The sequence below is a fragment of the Mycobacterium sp. NGS50 genome, from assembly GCF_059812545.1.
The window spans coordinates 55,099-70,167 of sequence record NZ_JCALCW010000002.1 but is presented as its reverse complement, the minus strand read 5'-3'; the positions used below and the strand labels follow the sequence as shown (position 1 = coordinate 70,167).

The 15,069-nt window shown below is 62.9% G+C and carries 18 protein-coding genes; 7 read left to right on the top strand and 11 right to left on the bottom strand.

The annotated features are described in order from the left end of the window. Positions 1-48: 48 nt before the first annotated feature. From AC5Y36_RS02025 to AC5Y36_RS02000, 6 genes are all read right to left on the bottom strand, one after another. The gene (locus tag AC5Y36_RS02025) at positions 49-396 is read right to left on the bottom strand and encodes a hypothetical protein (RefSeq protein WP_500039211.1); all 348 of its coding nucleotides are present in this window, start codon (positions 394-396) and stop codon (positions 49-51) included. 98 nt (positions 397-494) lie between these two features. Next, a complete protein-coding gene (locus tag AC5Y36_RS02020; protein ID WP_500039210.1) occupies positions 495-1,214 on the bottom strand; it encodes a hypothetical protein in 720 nt (239 codons plus the stop codon). A gap of 8 nt (positions 1,215-1,222) precedes the next feature. Next, positions 1,223-1,402, bottom strand: coding sequence for a hypothetical protein (locus tag AC5Y36_RS02015; RefSeq protein ID WP_500039209.1), 180 nt, complete (start codon positions 1,400-1,402; stop codon positions 1,223-1,225). Continuing rightward, complete coding sequence (locus AC5Y36_RS02010; RefSeq protein ID WP_500039208.1) at positions 1,399-1,623, bottom strand: hypothetical protein; 225 nt, start codon at positions 1,621-1,623, stop codon at positions 1,399-1,401. Before AC5Y36_RS02010 ends, AC5Y36_RS02015 begins: the two co-directional genes overlap by 4 nt. A gap of 57 nt (positions 1,624-1,680) precedes the next feature. Continuing rightward, a complete protein-coding gene (locus tag AC5Y36_RS02005) occupies positions 1,681-2,190 on the bottom strand; it encodes a hypothetical protein (protein ID WP_500039207.1) in 510 nt (169 codons plus the stop codon). Between the two features lie 28 nt (positions 2,191-2,218). Next, positions 2,219-2,410, bottom strand: coding sequence for a hypothetical protein (locus AC5Y36_RS02000; RefSeq protein ID WP_500039206.1), 192 nt, complete (start codon positions 2,408-2,410; stop codon positions 2,219-2,221). 69 nt (positions 2,411-2,479) lie between these two features. Between AC5Y36_RS02000 and AC5Y36_RS01995 the strand changes: the two genes are divergently transcribed. Continuing rightward, complete coding sequence (locus tag AC5Y36_RS01995) at positions 2,480-2,779, top strand: hypothetical protein (RefSeq protein WP_500039371.1); 300 nt, start codon at positions 2,480-2,482, stop codon at positions 2,777-2,779. A gap of 209 nt (positions 2,780-2,988) precedes the next feature. Here AC5Y36_RS01995 and AC5Y36_RS01990 read toward each other — a convergent pair whose 3' ends face one another. Together AC5Y36_RS01990 and AC5Y36_RS01985 are read right to left on the bottom strand one after the other, a co-directional pair. Next, positions 2,989-3,249: a hypothetical protein gene (locus tag AC5Y36_RS01990; RefSeq protein ID WP_500039205.1), complete on the bottom strand. Its 261-nt coding sequence runs from the start codon at positions 3,247-3,249 to the stop codon at positions 2,989-2,991. 1,030 nt (positions 3,250-4,279) lie between these two features. After that, complete coding sequence (locus AC5Y36_RS01985) at positions 4,280-5,899, bottom strand: hypothetical protein (RefSeq protein ID WP_500039204.1); 1,620 nt, start codon at positions 5,897-5,899, stop codon at positions 4,280-4,282. Between the two features lie 491 nt (positions 5,900-6,390). Between AC5Y36_RS01985 and AC5Y36_RS01980 the strand changes: the two genes are divergently transcribed. Beyond that, positions 6,391-6,606, top strand: coding sequence for a hypothetical protein (locus AC5Y36_RS01980; protein ID WP_500039203.1), 216 nt, complete (start codon positions 6,391-6,393; stop codon positions 6,604-6,606). Between the two features lie 55 nt (positions 6,607-6,661). Continuing rightward, entirely contained in the window at positions 6,662-6,859 is a 198-nt protein-coding gene (locus AC5Y36_RS01975; RefSeq protein ID WP_500039202.1) for a hypothetical protein, read from the top strand. Between the two features lie 571 nt (positions 6,860-7,430). On the opposite strand, the gene AC5Y36_RS01970 is transcribed toward AC5Y36_RS01975, so the two are convergent. After that, the gene (locus tag AC5Y36_RS01970; RefSeq protein ID WP_500039201.1) at positions 7,431-8,033 is read right to left on the bottom strand and encodes a hypothetical protein; all 603 of its coding nucleotides are present in this window, start codon (positions 8,031-8,033) and stop codon (positions 7,431-7,433) included. 156 nt (positions 8,034-8,189) lie between these two features. Between AC5Y36_RS01970 and AC5Y36_RS01965 the strand changes: the two genes are divergently transcribed. Together AC5Y36_RS01965 and AC5Y36_RS01960 are read left to right on the top strand one after the other, a co-directional pair. After that, a complete protein-coding gene (locus tag AC5Y36_RS01965; RefSeq protein ID WP_500039200.1) occupies positions 8,190-9,680 on the top strand; it encodes an FtsK/SpoIIIE domain-containing protein in 1,491 nt (496 codons plus the stop codon). A 473-nt stretch (positions 9,681-10,153) separates the two neighbouring features. Beyond that, complete coding sequence (locus AC5Y36_RS01960; RefSeq protein ID WP_500039199.1) at positions 10,154-11,002, top strand: hypothetical protein; 849 nt, start codon at positions 10,154-10,156, stop codon at positions 11,000-11,002. Positions 11,003-11,289: 287 nt separating this feature from the next. Here the strand turns inward: AC5Y36_RS01960 and AC5Y36_RS01955 are convergent, their stop codons facing one another. Continuing rightward, entirely contained in the window at positions 11,290-12,339 is a 1,050-nt protein-coding gene (locus AC5Y36_RS01955; protein WP_500039198.1) for a hypothetical protein, read from the bottom strand. A 101-nt stretch (positions 12,340-12,440) separates the two neighbouring features. Continuing rightward, positions 12,441-13,934 (bottom strand): PIN domain-containing protein, encoded by a 1,494-nt coding sequence (locus AC5Y36_RS01950; RefSeq protein WP_500039197.1) that lies wholly within the window; start codon positions 13,932-13,934, stop codon positions 12,441-12,443. 320 nt (positions 13,935-14,254) lie between these two features. On the opposite strand from AC5Y36_RS01950, the gene AC5Y36_RS01945 reads away from it, so the two are divergent. Together AC5Y36_RS01945 and AC5Y36_RS01940 are read left to right on the top strand one after the other, a co-directional pair. Further along, on the top strand, positions 14,255-14,419 hold the full coding sequence (locus AC5Y36_RS01945; protein ID WP_500039196.1) for a hypothetical protein: 165 nt from the start codon (positions 14,255-14,257) through the stop codon (positions 14,417-14,419). Positions 14,420-14,757: 338 nt separating this feature from the next. After that, positions 14,758-15,018, top strand: a complete 261-nt coding sequence (locus AC5Y36_RS01940; protein WP_500039195.1) for a hypothetical protein — start codon at positions 14,758-14,760, stop codon at positions 15,016-15,018. The last annotated feature ends 51 nt before the right edge of the window (positions 15,019-15,069 follow it).

Genomic DNA, 15,069 nt, shown 5'->3' with positions numbered 1-15,069 from the left:
CGGCTGGTATGCCGAAGGTAACTGGCATGTGATCGGGCTCGGGAGCGTTCACGGGGATGCGCGGACTCGTTCGTAAGGCTGGATGATCGTCAGGTCAGTCGATATCTGGCTTGGGTCCAGGCACATCGGCAGGGTGATCTGTAACTGGCGGTTGCTCGATGTGGCCGGCATGAGTACGACCGCGAGCCACCCCCCGTCTGACCGTCTCACCCACGCTATCTGCCGTGCCGCCATGTGGGCCTCGATGCGCAGACCGAACGCGGTGACCCATAGCGGTAGCCGATCCGCTGGCTGGCGCCCGGAGCTGGGGAGTGCGTCGTGGGCGGAGACGGCGACCTCGCGATCTACCCGGAACAGGGTCGGGTAGGTGGGGTCCCAACTCCAGTCATCGAACATGTGTTCATAGTATGGGGTCGGCTCGCCGGATTCCCTCGGAGTGCGCCCGGCAGTCCCGCTCTGTCGAGCATCGGTGCACCCGGTGGTATCCGGCGGCTTTATCCGTCGAGAGGGTCGAGGGGATCGGTGCTGGTGAGTGTGTTGTCGTTCAGCGTGTCGCCCGTACCGTTGCCGGTTGGTCGGCCCGGACCGGTCTGCAAGTGGAGCTCGGCAGGGAGCACGCCCTCGCGCCAATGCTCTAGGGCGTCAGCGAAGAGCCGTTCCTCCCAGTACCTGCGGTGAACGCTTCGGTGTCCTGGCCCAAACGGCCCACAGCGCCCACGCACCAACACATCGCATCCGTGAGTGCGATCAAGTCGCGTGACGTAGATCCCGGCGCAGTCGGCGGCCGTGAGCCGCAGCGCCGACGGCTGGCTCGGCGTGAGGATCATCATCGAACCAAAAGCCGCCAGATTGCAGGTCGCCGCAAGAGCCGATCGCCACCCCGCCACACTCACGAAGCCGGCAATCCGCAACGGTGCGGGTGGCGGCAAGCTGGACACACCCACAGGCCAGCGTTCCCACAACGCAAGGGCCTGCCGAACAAGGACGGGGCCTGGCCCAAACATGAATCGCTCCTTGAACCCTGGTATCCATTCGATCACCGGAAACCCGCGGTAGTCAGACAGCTTCGAATAGGGCAGAACCACGCCGCCCCAACCGGCGGCGTCCACAACCCGCTGCACGCAGTCCCTGTCGATGTCGGCGGCCCAGCCCCTCGGCTGCTTCATGACTGGACGCGGCAACGGCATCCCGGGGAGCATCGCCTGATCGGACACAGAACTCCTCAGTGCGCCGGGATCTGTTGGATCAAGAGCCAGCGTTCGGCGCGCCGACGTGCATGCCCACGCGTCAGCCCGGCGAATGTTCGCAGGACCGCGCTCCCGTTGAGGACGTGGACGTAGGGGATGCCGAAGTGGCGGCGCGCCACAACGCGGATCAGTCGATGGTCAACGAATGCGCTCATGAGTGATCGTCGACCGGTCGCGGAACCGACACCCAGACCTTGCCGGTCCCGTACACGTCACTGCCCGGCGGGTAGAGCCAGTAGCCGCGCTGCTCACGCTCATAGGGCTTCAGTTCGTGCCAGGCCAGCGGCGGCTCGCTGTTACCGCATTCGCGTCTGTCGAGATGGCTGCAAGTGCAGTGGCTACCCAACAGGCAGACGGCTCTCGTCGCATTGCTCATATGCTGGTCCTGGGGTAGGGCGCTGGATCTGGGCATGTCGGGATCGTGCGCACGCGGTCAGCGGTATGAAGTCGGCAGGTTGGCCCAGAACTCGCGTTTCTGTGCGACGCGGGCGGCTTTCCGGTGTCGCCGTTGAGCGCGGGCATCGACGGCATACCGCCAATTCAGCGCTGTTATGCGGTCCCGGCGGTTCGCGTAGAGCGCTATCTGCCTAATTTGCTGATCTGTCAGCCCGGCGATACCGCCGTCGGAATCGTGCGAGGTGAGGATTACTCGGCCGCGAAGTAGTGGCACCGTCCGCGGAGTGAATCCGGCTGCGAACCGAAATAGCTCGGTTGCCGGCCGGTTGACATCTCGGGGCGCTGACCCCGGTCTGAAAGCGAACCAGAAGTCGAGCGTGCCGAAATCCGTTGTTGCCGTGGTCAAGCTGTCCACACAGCTGAGCGTCGGGTGGTAAGGCGCGTGCATATAGGCGGTCATGGTGTTGAGATCGGCCACCTGGATCACTTCGAAAGAGGACGGATGCAGATACTGATTAATAGGGTTGATGAACAGCGCATTGAACATGGCTGTGATCCTAGTCTCCTTCGTGTCGTTAGGGGACGATGCAGACGTCGTTGTCGTCGACAGTCACCGTCACGCCGTGCGAATTTGAGCTGTCAACTGTGACCTGTAACGCGTTATCGTTGATGTAGATCACGACTTCAGCCACGACGCCGTCGGGGAACGTCACCACTGTGACGGCTTGGCCGGCACCGTTAACCGAACACGAAATATTCGACTGCATCGACATACCTTTCAATTCCCTTCTCGTTGTCGCCGCGCCGGGTCGCCCGCAGCGCAGTGCTGAGCTACGCTGATCGCAGGAGCTGACCCCGGTCCCACTGACCGGACAAGGCGCCTTCCGCCCCGGCCATGCGGCCGGGGCCTCTTCTTATCTGCCGTCGTCACCAGACTCCCGTGCGGTCACTGTCACTACGGTCCAGGCGGCGGACCGATCTCCGGCTTGATCTGGCGTTCCTCGACGACCATCCACCCGCCGTCCGCGAGCTGGACCCGGTACGTCGGTATGACCTCGGTGACGGTCGCTGAAACGCCAGCACCCGAACCGACGCGTACCCTAGATCCGACAGGCCAGCGGATTGCCGTCTGTTGACTTCGGTCGCTCATATCAAACCCCCTGTTGTCGTGACCCCTGCTGTGCCGATGATCGATGCCCGGACTGTCTGGATTAGACTGCCGTACATAGCCGTTCTGTTCCTAATGGCTTATCCTTTCAACGATTCATCGAGCACCCATGAATGGATCATGTAGGCCGGTAGTGTGCCCCCCGCGCACAGATCACAGGTCAGGGATGGCGTGACTTCAGCCGTGTTCGAAGTGTGGAAAATGATCGGTGATGGCCTGTGAGTTTGTCGCGAGCCATTCGGTACGACCGGATAAAGAGTCGTGCCATGAGATTACGGCGTAGCCGTTGGTGATGAGGTCGTCAAGCCTATCCGCGATGAGCCGTGTACGAGAACCGTCATCGCGGCTCAGTCGTTCGGGTTTGTAGCACTGATCCATCCATTCCGCAACGGACTGCGCTGTGGCACTGGTAGCCAAAGTTAGGTGGTTGTTGGTCATTTGGCGCCGAACTCCTTCAAGCAGAATAGATCACCGTCGTGCGACGCAGACCGTGCAGCGACCCCAGGCGAACAGCCAGTGATGCAGCCTTGGCTGGTGGCAGCGCTTGCGTGACACCACGTCGCTTCCTTCTACTACTGCAGACTTATTGGGGACAATCTGCTGGCCGGTTTGCACGCGCCGTCCCGTCTTCGCATGCCCACGGGGCCGTGGATCGTCGCACCCGTCCGTGGATCACAACGACCGCGAGCATGGTTACGATCATCCTCTCGGAAGCGGCCAGCGGTTCGGATCTGCTCGCGTGTTGGCATGGAGAACTGTGCGGTCGCCCTACCGGGGGTCACCGTTCAGCTGGGTAGCTGGGTGTGGTGCCTGAATAGGTTCGCCGCTTCCCACGGAAAGGACAGACGGTGCCCGGGCCCCTCAAGCGCTCCGGACTGCCACGGCGATGCCGGGGGTGAAGCGTCTTCAACCTCGCCACGGTGAGCTGTCGTGGGTGATCGGCGATCGGTACCGGTGGCGCCCTGTCGCTGACTCACGGTGTAGACCATGCCGTCGTGGATGTGTCACGTCCCGTGGGGCGGTGTACCTCGTGACGCTGCAGGTCAAGCCCGGTGCCGTAGGTGTGGGGGTGCTTGGCGGCGCCGGCGTTGGCGGCTCACCGGGACCAGGTTGAGGGCGTGTCGTCGTCGTGTCGCGCCGCGTGAGGGATCCCGCGACCAGTTGCCTTACGGTTCGCTGGACCAATTCGAACTAGATCGACGGAGTGTGACGATATGAAGTCTTTGAGTGCGGAGATTGCAGGGCTGGCGGGTTTGCTCGAAGATGCGGGGCGGGTCGCCGCGCACGTCCAGGACGTTCTCGTCGATCTCGATCGGAGCGGGTCCCTTAGTTGTCTCGACGCCGAGCTGCTAGCCGACGCCGTGCGCGATGTCGAGGGGGTTCGAGTCGCTCTAGGGCAGGTGGCGGGACGGTTGACGTGACGCTAGGGACCCTTGGTCCCTGACTCTTTGAGAGGTGTCTTGAGTTTTCAGGCTGCCTTTTGCAGCAGGCAAGCCTGGTCGATGCGGTCCGTGACGTGAATATCGATGGCATGCAATGCGTTTCGTATCGGTAGCGGTGCCGGTGGTTGGTCGGCGGCCAGTAGGGGTCGTAGCAACCGGTCGTGGACTTTGGTGTAGAAGACCGCGAAACGCAGCCCGTCGCCGGTGAGCCGGTAGAGGTTGCGGCCCGGAATGCGGGTGATCAGCCCGTTGATCCGGAGTCGGCTCAGGTCGTAGCTGGCCTGGTTGGTGGTGTAGGGGGTGCCGCCGAGCAGTCCGGTCATCAAGGCGCGCAGGCTCTTGTTGGTGATGCCGGTGACGGCGAGCAGGGTGGTGCATAAAGCGCCGGCCAGGGCTTGGACCCGAGGATCGCCGAACCGTAAGGCCGGGGCCCTGCTGCCATCCTCGGTGAGGGTGGGTTGTGCGATCCGCTCAAAGGCTGGACTCGCAAGGACACAGCCCTGGCCGACACGTTCAGTATCGAGCAATCGGTTGTTGACGGCACGGGCCTTGGCCTGCAGCTCGTCGAGGTGGGTCAGGCGGCGCTGGCAGCGCAGGTCATCGGGTGAGTTGATGACGGTCTCGATGCGCAGCGCCCGCCCGTCTTTCAAGTACTGCTTGATGCGGGAGTTCTTGTAGAAGGCGTTGACGGTCACCTCGGTGCCGTAGGTGACGATCTTCGTCTTGGGCACGCAGTCAAGTTCGACGGGCCGTCCTGGTCGTCGGGGGCCGTGGAAGATCAGTTCCACGCTGTCGGGGCGGCCGATGTCGAGATTGTCGGCGACCAGCGCCTCAAAGAACCCCCGCGCGTGTCTTGGGGCGTCGAAGACCAGGGTGCGCGAGACCTCGATCTGGCGCATCGATAGCTCCCACCAGTAACCGGCAGCGCGATCGGCGTCGGTCAGCGGTAGCGGCAGACGGGCAAGCCAGCGCTGGAAGAATACCTCGATGGTGCCGGGGCCGAGCCGGTCGCAGATTGCCTGTAATGCGGCCGGATCAGCGCAGGTGGCAAACCCGTTGGACAGTTCGGTGAACTCGACGCCGGCGTGGCTGGCCTGGCGTTTGGCCCACTCGTGGCCGTTGAGCCACACCTTGATCGGGTACGGGAAGTAGGCGCAGACCTTGATGAACCCCGGCCCGAAATCAGCGTCCCAGACGTAGAAGTAAAAACACGTCACGCGCCGGTCGGCCTTGGTGAACGAAAACCACGGGACCCCGTTGTCGCCGGTGCGCTTGGAGCTGGCGAACACGTTCTGGAACTCCTGAGCAATCCCGACTGCGACCACCCCGGACCGCCCAGTTCGCGCCTGGGACGCCAGATACGGTCGCATCACCTCGACCTTGCGGTCGCCCTTGCCGAACCGCACCAGCGGGATCGCGTTGTCGGCGGCGAAACGATCCACCGCCTTGCGAAACGCCGTGCCGATTTTCTCCAGGATCGCCGGCGAGGGAATCCGATAGCCCAGATGCGTGGTCATAAACGAAACCACCTGCCCGCCCACCTGCAGGTTCGGCACGTAGCCGTTCAGATAGATCCGATCAAGGCACTCCACATCGAGCACCACATGCCCGTCCAGCAGATCGTTTACCCTCACCACCGCAGCCATGGCTACAAGCCTGCTCGGCCCAACCGGCCTTGACCAGCACCGGCGCCAAGGCGAGCCGCGATCACCGGAGGGCAGGCTCGGACCGCCCCTTAACCAGCTACCAGCCGCAACGAACACACCCCACCGGGCCACCCACCTCGGCGGTCCGAGGCTGGCCTCACTGGAAACTCGGGTTGAAAACGTGTTGCGACGCGTGTCGGCGGCGATCACGGGTAAGACTGAAACCTGCGGTTGAGCGCTGCCGCAACGGCATTGTGCCGCCGGCATTTGGTGCGAAGCGCAATGTTAATTGGCGCAAGGCGCTTCGGGCCTGGCGCCTGAACTGGGGCTGATGGGGGACGGGTTTGCATGGCTGAGATCAGGGTCATCTATGACCGCGATTCGGACGCGGATCAGACCGCGGCTGCTGAGCTCGCTGCGGAGATCACGCGCAAGACCGGCCGCGAAGCGACCATCACGAGGGAACAGCACCCGCCCACGTGGAGTGCATGATGAAGTGGTCGACACGCAACCGCACATGGATCAGCGGGCCCTATGCGCTCGAACGTCAACGAGTTCCGTTGCATCTATCGGACGGCCGACAGGAATTCCGCTACGAGATCACCCGCGAGGGCGACTGGATCGGTCACGCGCTTTATCTCAGCGATGCCAAACGCTTCGCCGAAGCACACGCAGCGCAACTGCAGGCGGGCGTGATCACACGATGATCGCCGTGGTCCGCTTCAAGTGTAAGAACCGACATTCAAGGAAATGAACTGAGTAATGAGCCAACCAAAGAAGATAGCAGTGGAACTCACGGTTGAAATCGACCTTGAGGCATGGGCATTGGACTACGGTCTTGTCACCGATGAGGGCCTTGCTGATGAAGCGGCGGCCAGCAGAGATTTGAAACAGCAGGTACCCGCTGCGGTGCAGCATTATCTGTCTGCCCAGCTTGGCTACGCGGCCACCGTGTCGTAACCATGCCGGTACCAAGCATCCGTTACGAGCCGACTTCGGCTAGGGGGTATGGAACTTGGCGTCGACGACGGGCATGGCTATGAATCCGCAAGTGATCCTGAATGACGCCGTAGAGCGTGTCGCACTGTATGAACGTAGCGCTTACCGATACACGGGACGGGTTGGTTCGACGGAGACGGTCTACGCGCATGTGCACCGCGTTATCTCGCACCCATTTCGCGAAGGTGACAGCGTCCGCATCGGCGATGGAAGTGCGCGCTGGACGGTAGTCGACGCCGGCGCGCAGCACGTCCGAATACGATCCGACGCCGGATGTGAGCGAGTCATGCAGTACGACGATGTTGCACGGCTGCAGGTGGTCACAGGCCCCTGAAAGCTATGGGAGGTCCGGGTTGTGGGTACGGGGTGAGCCAGAAGAGGCTGTAGTCGTGGAAAACGAGGGCTTTCTCCGCGGATTCGTTGACCGGCTGATTCTTGGCGGTGCATGGACATGGGCAGACGCCGAGAGAGGAATAGGCGAGCTGCGTGGTCGAGATCTGCTGGATTGAGCCCGGCCCAGGGTTATCGGCGGTCAATCAAGTGGAGACCTGATTGGTGACGTGTTCGGAACCACGACAACGCGGCCGTCGTCGAGTACCCCGAACATGTACCCCGGCGGTAGGTCGTACCATCGGCCAAAGTGGCGGTACTGTGCCGCGGTGCCGCCCAGGGCGCGGTGGGCCGGCATCGGCAACAGGTAGCCATCGTCGTCGTACATTGGATCGCTGCTGCCCGACCATGTCGTGTACCGGCATCTCGCAGCGGCGGCCTCGCCCTCATCCATCTCGACGGGGTCCTCGAGGACCTCCAACACCTCGGCGCGGCGCGCTGAGAAGCCGACAGGCTCGTAATCGGGGTCGGACTCCAGGGAGCTCGGTGGCAGTGGCTTGACTCGGTAGAGGGCGCCGCCCCCTTCTACCTGGAGCATCGGGTGCATGGCCCATGCGCGAGCCAGAGCCTGGTCCGTTGTGAAATACACCCGTTTGGGGTTGCGATCGCTGTTGTAGCCCGAGCTGCGGGCGAAGGCCTCGGTCTGTCGTTCCCACGCGGACATCTGCCGACGGCGCTCGTGCGGCGACTTGATGTAGTCACCCTCGGCGATGCCGCGGCGGCCACCGTGCCAGTAATCCACCACCTGGCCAGCATTGCATCAGGGAGTCCAGCCCGGGATGAACGCCACTCGGCGCGCACCCGGCGCAAGTATGCGGGCGAATGAGTGCATATAAAAATATGTATGTGTGTACGTGTCATTGTATGTATGTCAACTGACTCGGGCGTACTGTCACCAGTCATGAAGATCAACGAGGAAGACATCGTTTCCGCCACCGAGGTGGCCAGAGGCGCATCACGGCTCATCAATGGAGCTGCAGCTGGGCGCCGGTTCATCGTGATGAACAGCAACGAGCCGACCGCCGCGATCATTGGAATGGAAGATCTCCGGCTGCTCGACCAACTCGCTAGCGCCGTTGATCGGACTCTGACCGGCCCGCCCGCACCCCCGGATAGCGGCCGGTTCCTGCTCGACGCCGTAGGAATCACCGATATCGCAAGTTGGGATCCGCGGCAGACCTGGGAGGAAACGGCAGGCCTCGATTTCCGTATCCCGCTCGGTGTGCGAGGTGATGGACGGAATGGCCCAGGCGGCCTGGTGGCGATCGACGCTACTCACAATGGCGATGGCCGAAGCGGAGGCGTGATTCAGGGGATAACCGGCTCTGGAAAGAGCGTGGTGCTCGCCGGAGCCATACTGGGCCTGTGCAGCATGTACGGGCCCGACAAGGTCGCCCTGATCCTGATGGATTTCAAGGGCACCAGCACGTTCGCGGGGTTCGAGGCACTGCCGCAAGTGATCGCGCTGATCGACGGAATCGACCTGCATCCCAACCGCATGGCTGAGGCAGTAGACATCATTCGGACCGAACTCGCGCGCCGCGATGAATTACTGAACAAATGGGCCAGAGGTTGCGACGCGACGGCCTACTGGCGCCTTGCTGGTGAGGTGAATGCGGACTTGCCGCCGCTTCCGCGCCTGGTCATCGTGCTCGACGAGTTTCAGGAATTCCTGATGGCACATCCCGAGCATGCATCGCTGTTGGAAGAATTGATCCGAAAGGGCCCCCATTACGGGATGCATGTCATCTTATCCGGCCAGCAGATTCCCGCTGAGCTTCGGCGATCCGTCATGGAGAACATCGCGTTCGGCGTCTGTCTCAAGGTGAGATCTGCCGCTGATTCACGTGCGGTCCTTGCCAAGACGTACGCGGCCAAGGACCTGCCGACTGGTGCGGCCATCATTCACCGGAAAGGTGGCAGTTCCGCCGGCCAGCCCGAACTTGAACGATTCACAGGTTTCGATATCGAGACACGGTGTGAAACGCCTACCGGCGCAGTCAAAATACGTGAAGCCCTCATTTCACGCATCGCAGGCACTGTGTCGCAGACCAGCGCCAGCGGCCTGGGCTGGACGTTCGATAATCCGAAAGCGGCCGCCCTGGTGCAGAAACTGTCCAGCTCGGGGCTCAACAGTGTGCGGCGGGCCGCTACCGAGGCAGGCTACAAATTGCCGCCCCGCGGCCAAGACATTGGTACCCCGGTCGCGGGCGTCAATGATCTCAAACCCGGTGACGTCATCATGGGTGCCAACAACCGCAACGGGGTCTTCCTCGGCGTGGTTGACGGGCAGGCGATGGCCATCAACGAACAGGGTGAAGTCGAACCACTCGACCAGCTCGCGGTGTTCGACGGCCCCCACGAAGGACTGTTCCGGCTTCCCGACGCATAGCGGAATAGAGCGTGATCGTCCTCGGCACAGCGGCCGCCGCAGCCTCGTGGACGACCCGCAGGCACCCGCCGACAACCACATCGGCGGGAGAGGGGTTTCCGACCTCGGCGAAGCACTTCCCCGCCGTCCGGTTCCACAGATCTGGCGTTGACTTCCTGGTGCCGGTTCCGGCTCCGCAGGCTGGGATATCGACCAGCGGCATGCCCACGGCTGGAGTGTGTCGTGAGTGGACAAGGAAACGACCCGACACGGAATTCTCTTCGCCGCGATCCGCGCGCCATCGCCGTAGGCTATGGCCACAGCCGCCTCGCCGTGATGCGGCCACTCCAGCGGAACCGCGAACCGCACTCGCATCCCGCAGGCACGGAGGAATGTCCCACGGGCAACACGGAGGTTTGCAACGTCCTGATTTCAGGGTCCGGAGCCGTGGGTGCGGAGCACAGCTCCTCACCCGAAGATCAGGAGGTTGTCCCATGTCTACTACCCCGAACGCACGTAAGGATGCAGCGCGCAAATATCAGCGCGAGCATGGCGTCCCGTACACCGCGGCGTTGGCGGCTGTGTCGCCGGACGCTGATGCCGCGTCGCGACGGCCAGCAAGCTCCGGCGTGGATCGTGCAGCCGCAGTCATCCAGGCGATCCGCCACTTTGACGAGGCAACGGCAGGTGTCTTGGGTCAGGCGACGGCCTTGAGGAAGCTGCGAACGCTGCTCTCTCAGCACGTATCAGTGGCGCTGGGGAACAACGACCCCGGAAAGCGGACCGTAATCGACGTATTCACCCCTGAGGTGGGGTTGTGGGAGGACACCATCGGAGTCGCGTTCGCGCAGGCCTACATGCTGGGGACGACCGGCAGCATCCCCGACAGTGAGACGGTTGACCTTTCCTCGCCGCTTCGCTGCAGCTTCACCCGTGTGGCGGACATTGCCATCTATCCGCTCAGTGTGACCGAGGAGCCTGCTTTGTTGCAAAGAATCGAACGCGATGATCCCCCTTCAGGGGAACTGGTTATCCGGGTCCGTAGGACCCGCGCCAGTACACCGGCAAGTGCGGTGCAACTCCAGCGGCTTCGCGGCGGTGACCTCACCTACATCGCGTGGCAGCATATTTGTGAGACCACCGGAGGACACCCTGAGCTAACGCTCGAGGAACTACTGGAGGGCGAGTTGTTCGTCAGCATCAATGGGACGTATCTCGACGCGGTGGATCTGGCGGAAAAGGCCATGGCCGCCGCGCTGGTCCGGTCCAGCGTGGACGACCCGGGCAGCACCTCCAAGGTCACCACGGACGACATGAAAACGGCATTCGAGTTCGCCGATTAGCCAACCCGGAGCGGCTTCTGCGCGATGGACATTCGGCCTCGGCGCGGCGATCTCTGATGCAGCTGAGTCCGAAACCTTTCCGTGCGACGGGAACGTCAACGAACATCTACGACCCGGTCGCTTCGATTGCCGCCGGCTGGCGGTTCCTATCGCATTGGCATGCAGTGAGCCTTGAGACCGGCGATGGTCTTGACGAGTTTATGGCGCGGTCGACAACCCCGGCGAACCCTACGGTCAACCGCAATCCTCTGCCTCGCGTCATTGACCGGTGGTGAGCCGGCGCGCGTTCACCGCTTTACGAGTTGTCGGGGCAGAGCCCAGCGGAATGAGGGCGCAAGCAATGCCGGCTTCACTGCCGCGGTAAAGGTAACCACGATGACGAGAGCCCAGGCGACGACCAGAACCCCGCCCCCGATCAAATTGGCAACGGAGTGCGCACACGCCGCGCCGAGAGACCAGACCCAGGCGAACCTGGCCGGGCTCGTACCGCGGGAAGTCGCTTCACCGCCTACCCAGAAAGCAGCAGCCAGCGCGGCGCCTGACCAGATGGCCGCCCACACCAGCCAGCTAGCCGCCGTGTGGTGGTCCGCGTAGTAGAGGTGCAACACCCAGCGGAGCCCGATGTTGACCGCCAGGGCCGCCACGAGCGTCATCCGCCGCTGCCCCAGGAGCAGTACCAGAGCGGTGCCGGCAAACAGGAGTTCTTCCTGGAATCCGGAAATCAGATAGATGGGAAGCTGCTGCGTAAAAGGCAGCGCGTCGGAAGTGATCGCGGGACACCACTCCTTGAGATCTGTGCTGGTGATGTAGACGGCGCTGGCGGCTTTGCAGATGATCCAGGTGCTAGCTGCCACAACGAATACCGACCACGTACGCGGTGCCGACCCGGCGGGGCGATACTGGTTCAGGCGGGTCGACTGCCGGGTCATCGCAGCCAGGAGGGCTGCTGCCGCACCTGCCTGGAAGACGCGCGCAAGTATGGCAGCGGTGGTACCGGATATGCCGCTGCCACCGACACCACATGCTGGGAGCGCAATCCAATGTGTCAGGCTTGCTATGGCGTCTTCGCCAAACACAGCTAACAGGGATGCCGCATAGCCGATAATGCGAAGTGCGCTGCGGCCGTTGCTGCTACGTCCGGTTGTGATGAACCATGCCGCCACCACGAAGGCCGCAATCTGACCCGTTAGACCCAACAAATTGATTGGGTCAAAGACGATGACGACCGAGACGGAATAGTTGAGGATGATGCAGGCAAGAGCGGCGAACAGAAGGGCTGGCAGGGTGGGTAGCCAACCACCAGCTGAATTGGGGTACCGGATGGATTGGTCCGTCATGGGCCGTCATCATAGGCGCTGACTCGGACATCCCGCGCAGAGCTTTGACGGCCGTTGATGCTGAGACAGATCAGGTAGTCCACATAGCGGCCGGGCTTGAGCTATTCGCCCCCACCCTCCTCGGAGCTTGTCTCGGTGCCGTTGCGTTGGCGTCGCTGAGCGTCCGTGGCCTGACCGTCACCGCTGGGTTGCTGTTTGCGGCGAGTCCAGTCACCGATGCTCGGGAATGTAAAGCGGCCGGCGACGGATCCGAGGTCGAACTTGGGTACGTACGAGCTGATGTCGAATTTCGGTACGTACGAGCTGATGTCGAGCTTCGGGAGGTTCGGCGTGAAATCGAATAGGGGACGTTGCAGCTTGGCGAGGTCGGCTAAGGCGGCGGTAGCGGGGGTGTCGATGTTGAATGCGGCGAAATTCGCGGGGGCCTTCAATCCGGGGACTTGGATGTAGTCCACGAGGTTGGGGTATGTCGAGCGGATGTCCGCGGCGAGTTGGGTGGTTTGGTTCACCCGCTCGTCGAGTCTAGTCCAGCGATCGCGAATAGGGTCATCGGGAAGTGCTGCGCCGCTGATGACCGTCAGGTCGAGGAGTTCACCGTCTGGAGAGACGGTGATATCGCCGGACAACGTGAGGGGCTTGGTTAGTTCGTCGACATCATCTGAGGCGGTAATGACCGCCAGGACGTCGACGTCGGTCGTCACGGCGAAGCGTGCTGTCCATCCCAGTTCGCCGCGGCCGGCGGCGTCGTAGAAGAGCCACCCCTGGCTGGGCGGTCGTGCGCCCAGTGCTTTGGCGGCAACCGTGTGTACGGGGAGCGCGGCCGCACGGGGTTGCAGGGGCAGCCCAGAGACGGCTTCAGCGAGGCGGGATGCCAGCTGCGTTTGGTCGAGTGCGGAGGCGAGCTCGCGTAGGTCGATGTCTGCGATAGGGGCGAAGCGTGCCGCGATGTGTTGTTCAAGGCTGTGGGCGTTGACGACGTAGTGGACACGGTCGGTGAGTCCAAGGCCTGCTAGCTCGGCGATGAGATCCGCGTGGAACAGGATCGGGCAGTCGTTGCGTTGGCCGCTGTTCTCTCCTGTCCAGTTGGGGGGTTTTGGGCCGAAGTCGTTGTGGTTCTCGCTGATGAACCAGATTTCGGCATCTGGGTGTTGTTCGGCGGCGGCCAGGACGCTGTGCCAAATCAGGGTGTCGCGGTAACCGTCTTTGTCTTTGGTGCCGTAGGGCGCGCGGCCCTCGGATGCGCGCCTGGCGATGTCGAGGTGTTCAACGGTGGGTATGGGTGCGATGTCGGCGCCGATTTCAGTGAGGCGGGTGCGTAGCCGTGCCTCGTAGGTGGTGCTGTGTTCGTCGATAGCAGCCACGAGGGCGGCCTGCTGCTTGCCCAGCTTCAAGGCGCCGAGGGCCAGCGCCGTGACCCGGTCTTTCAGCGTGGCCCACTCGCGGCGTAACACGTTTACGGTTTCGATCACGACCAGTTCCGGGACGACAATTTTCAGGCCCCAGTCGTCGCGGTGGTCGATCAGCGACGACCATGCGGCGCTGTCGAGGCGCGGTGACGCGACGAAAGCGTTCGTGTCGGGAATGAGGACGGTCACGGCACCCATTCTGGCTGAGGATGGTGCTCCGGCGCATGCCTCAGCGAGGACGCCTCCGGCGCCGCTGAAAGTCTCGTTGGCTAAGCGGACGGCCTGGTGCCCTTGCCAGGGGCGGACTGGGGGTTTCCCTGCTTGTTGTCGCCGCGTTTTACCAGGTAGGCGAGTTGGAGGAACATTTTTGCGGTGGTTGACCGGTTTGTCGAAAGGCCGGGCATATACCTCCGCTGTGAAGGGCCAGAAAAACGTGGCATCCGCGGCGACGGAAAACGCCAACCGCGGAGATATTTAACGAGTGAAGGGCCCCACACGGAAGGAACGTCATGTCGATCACCATCATCGCCGTTGTGGCGATATTGAGCGCGCTGCTGGGTTACGTCGTGCGAACGATCGGGAGCACTGCCGGCGTCGTCGACGTCGGCCGAGCTGCCGGCGCCGTCCTCGCGGAAATCATCCGCGCCATGGGCGGCGGTGGTCCCCATCCATGATGGGCGCGGAGCGCCGGACCACCGGCCCGGCATCCCTAGGCCTGGCCACGCCCGGCCTGTGCGGACGGACCACCTCCTGGGGTCGCCGCCGGGGTGTCCGCGGGTCCGTCCACAGGCGAGAAATTGCGGCTGGAGTCGTGTCGCCGCTGACGATGTGGTACCGGCGTGGAGCAGACTTGGCGAGGCAGAGGAAGTTCTACCCGGGGGTCATGCTATGTCCGTCCCCCCAGCATGAACTCGACTGGTGCGGTCGGTGGGAAAGGTCATGGCCAGTGAGGAATGGACGGTTTGAGGACCGGGTCAACAGCCGGGATGTTGTGCTCCCCGTGGTTTGTGCTGTGGCGACTCTCGCGCTCGCCGGCATCGCCTACCGGATCGTTGTGACCAGCGGACCCGGGTGGGCGAGCACACTTACCCTGGCGGCCGCAGCCCTGTGCTTATTGGCCGGCCTACATTGCCTGTTCAGTAGGAACCGCCTCGAGAAACGGCTCGCCAAACGCCGTGAACGGTTGGACCGCTACATCGAACGATCGTTGGACGACAAAGCGCTGCAGTCGGCGATCACGAAGTGGTCAAAGCGACGGGTCGACGACCTCTAATGGATACTGCCGATGAAGAAATCGGGGGGAACTGCCGCCGTCGGGATGGCG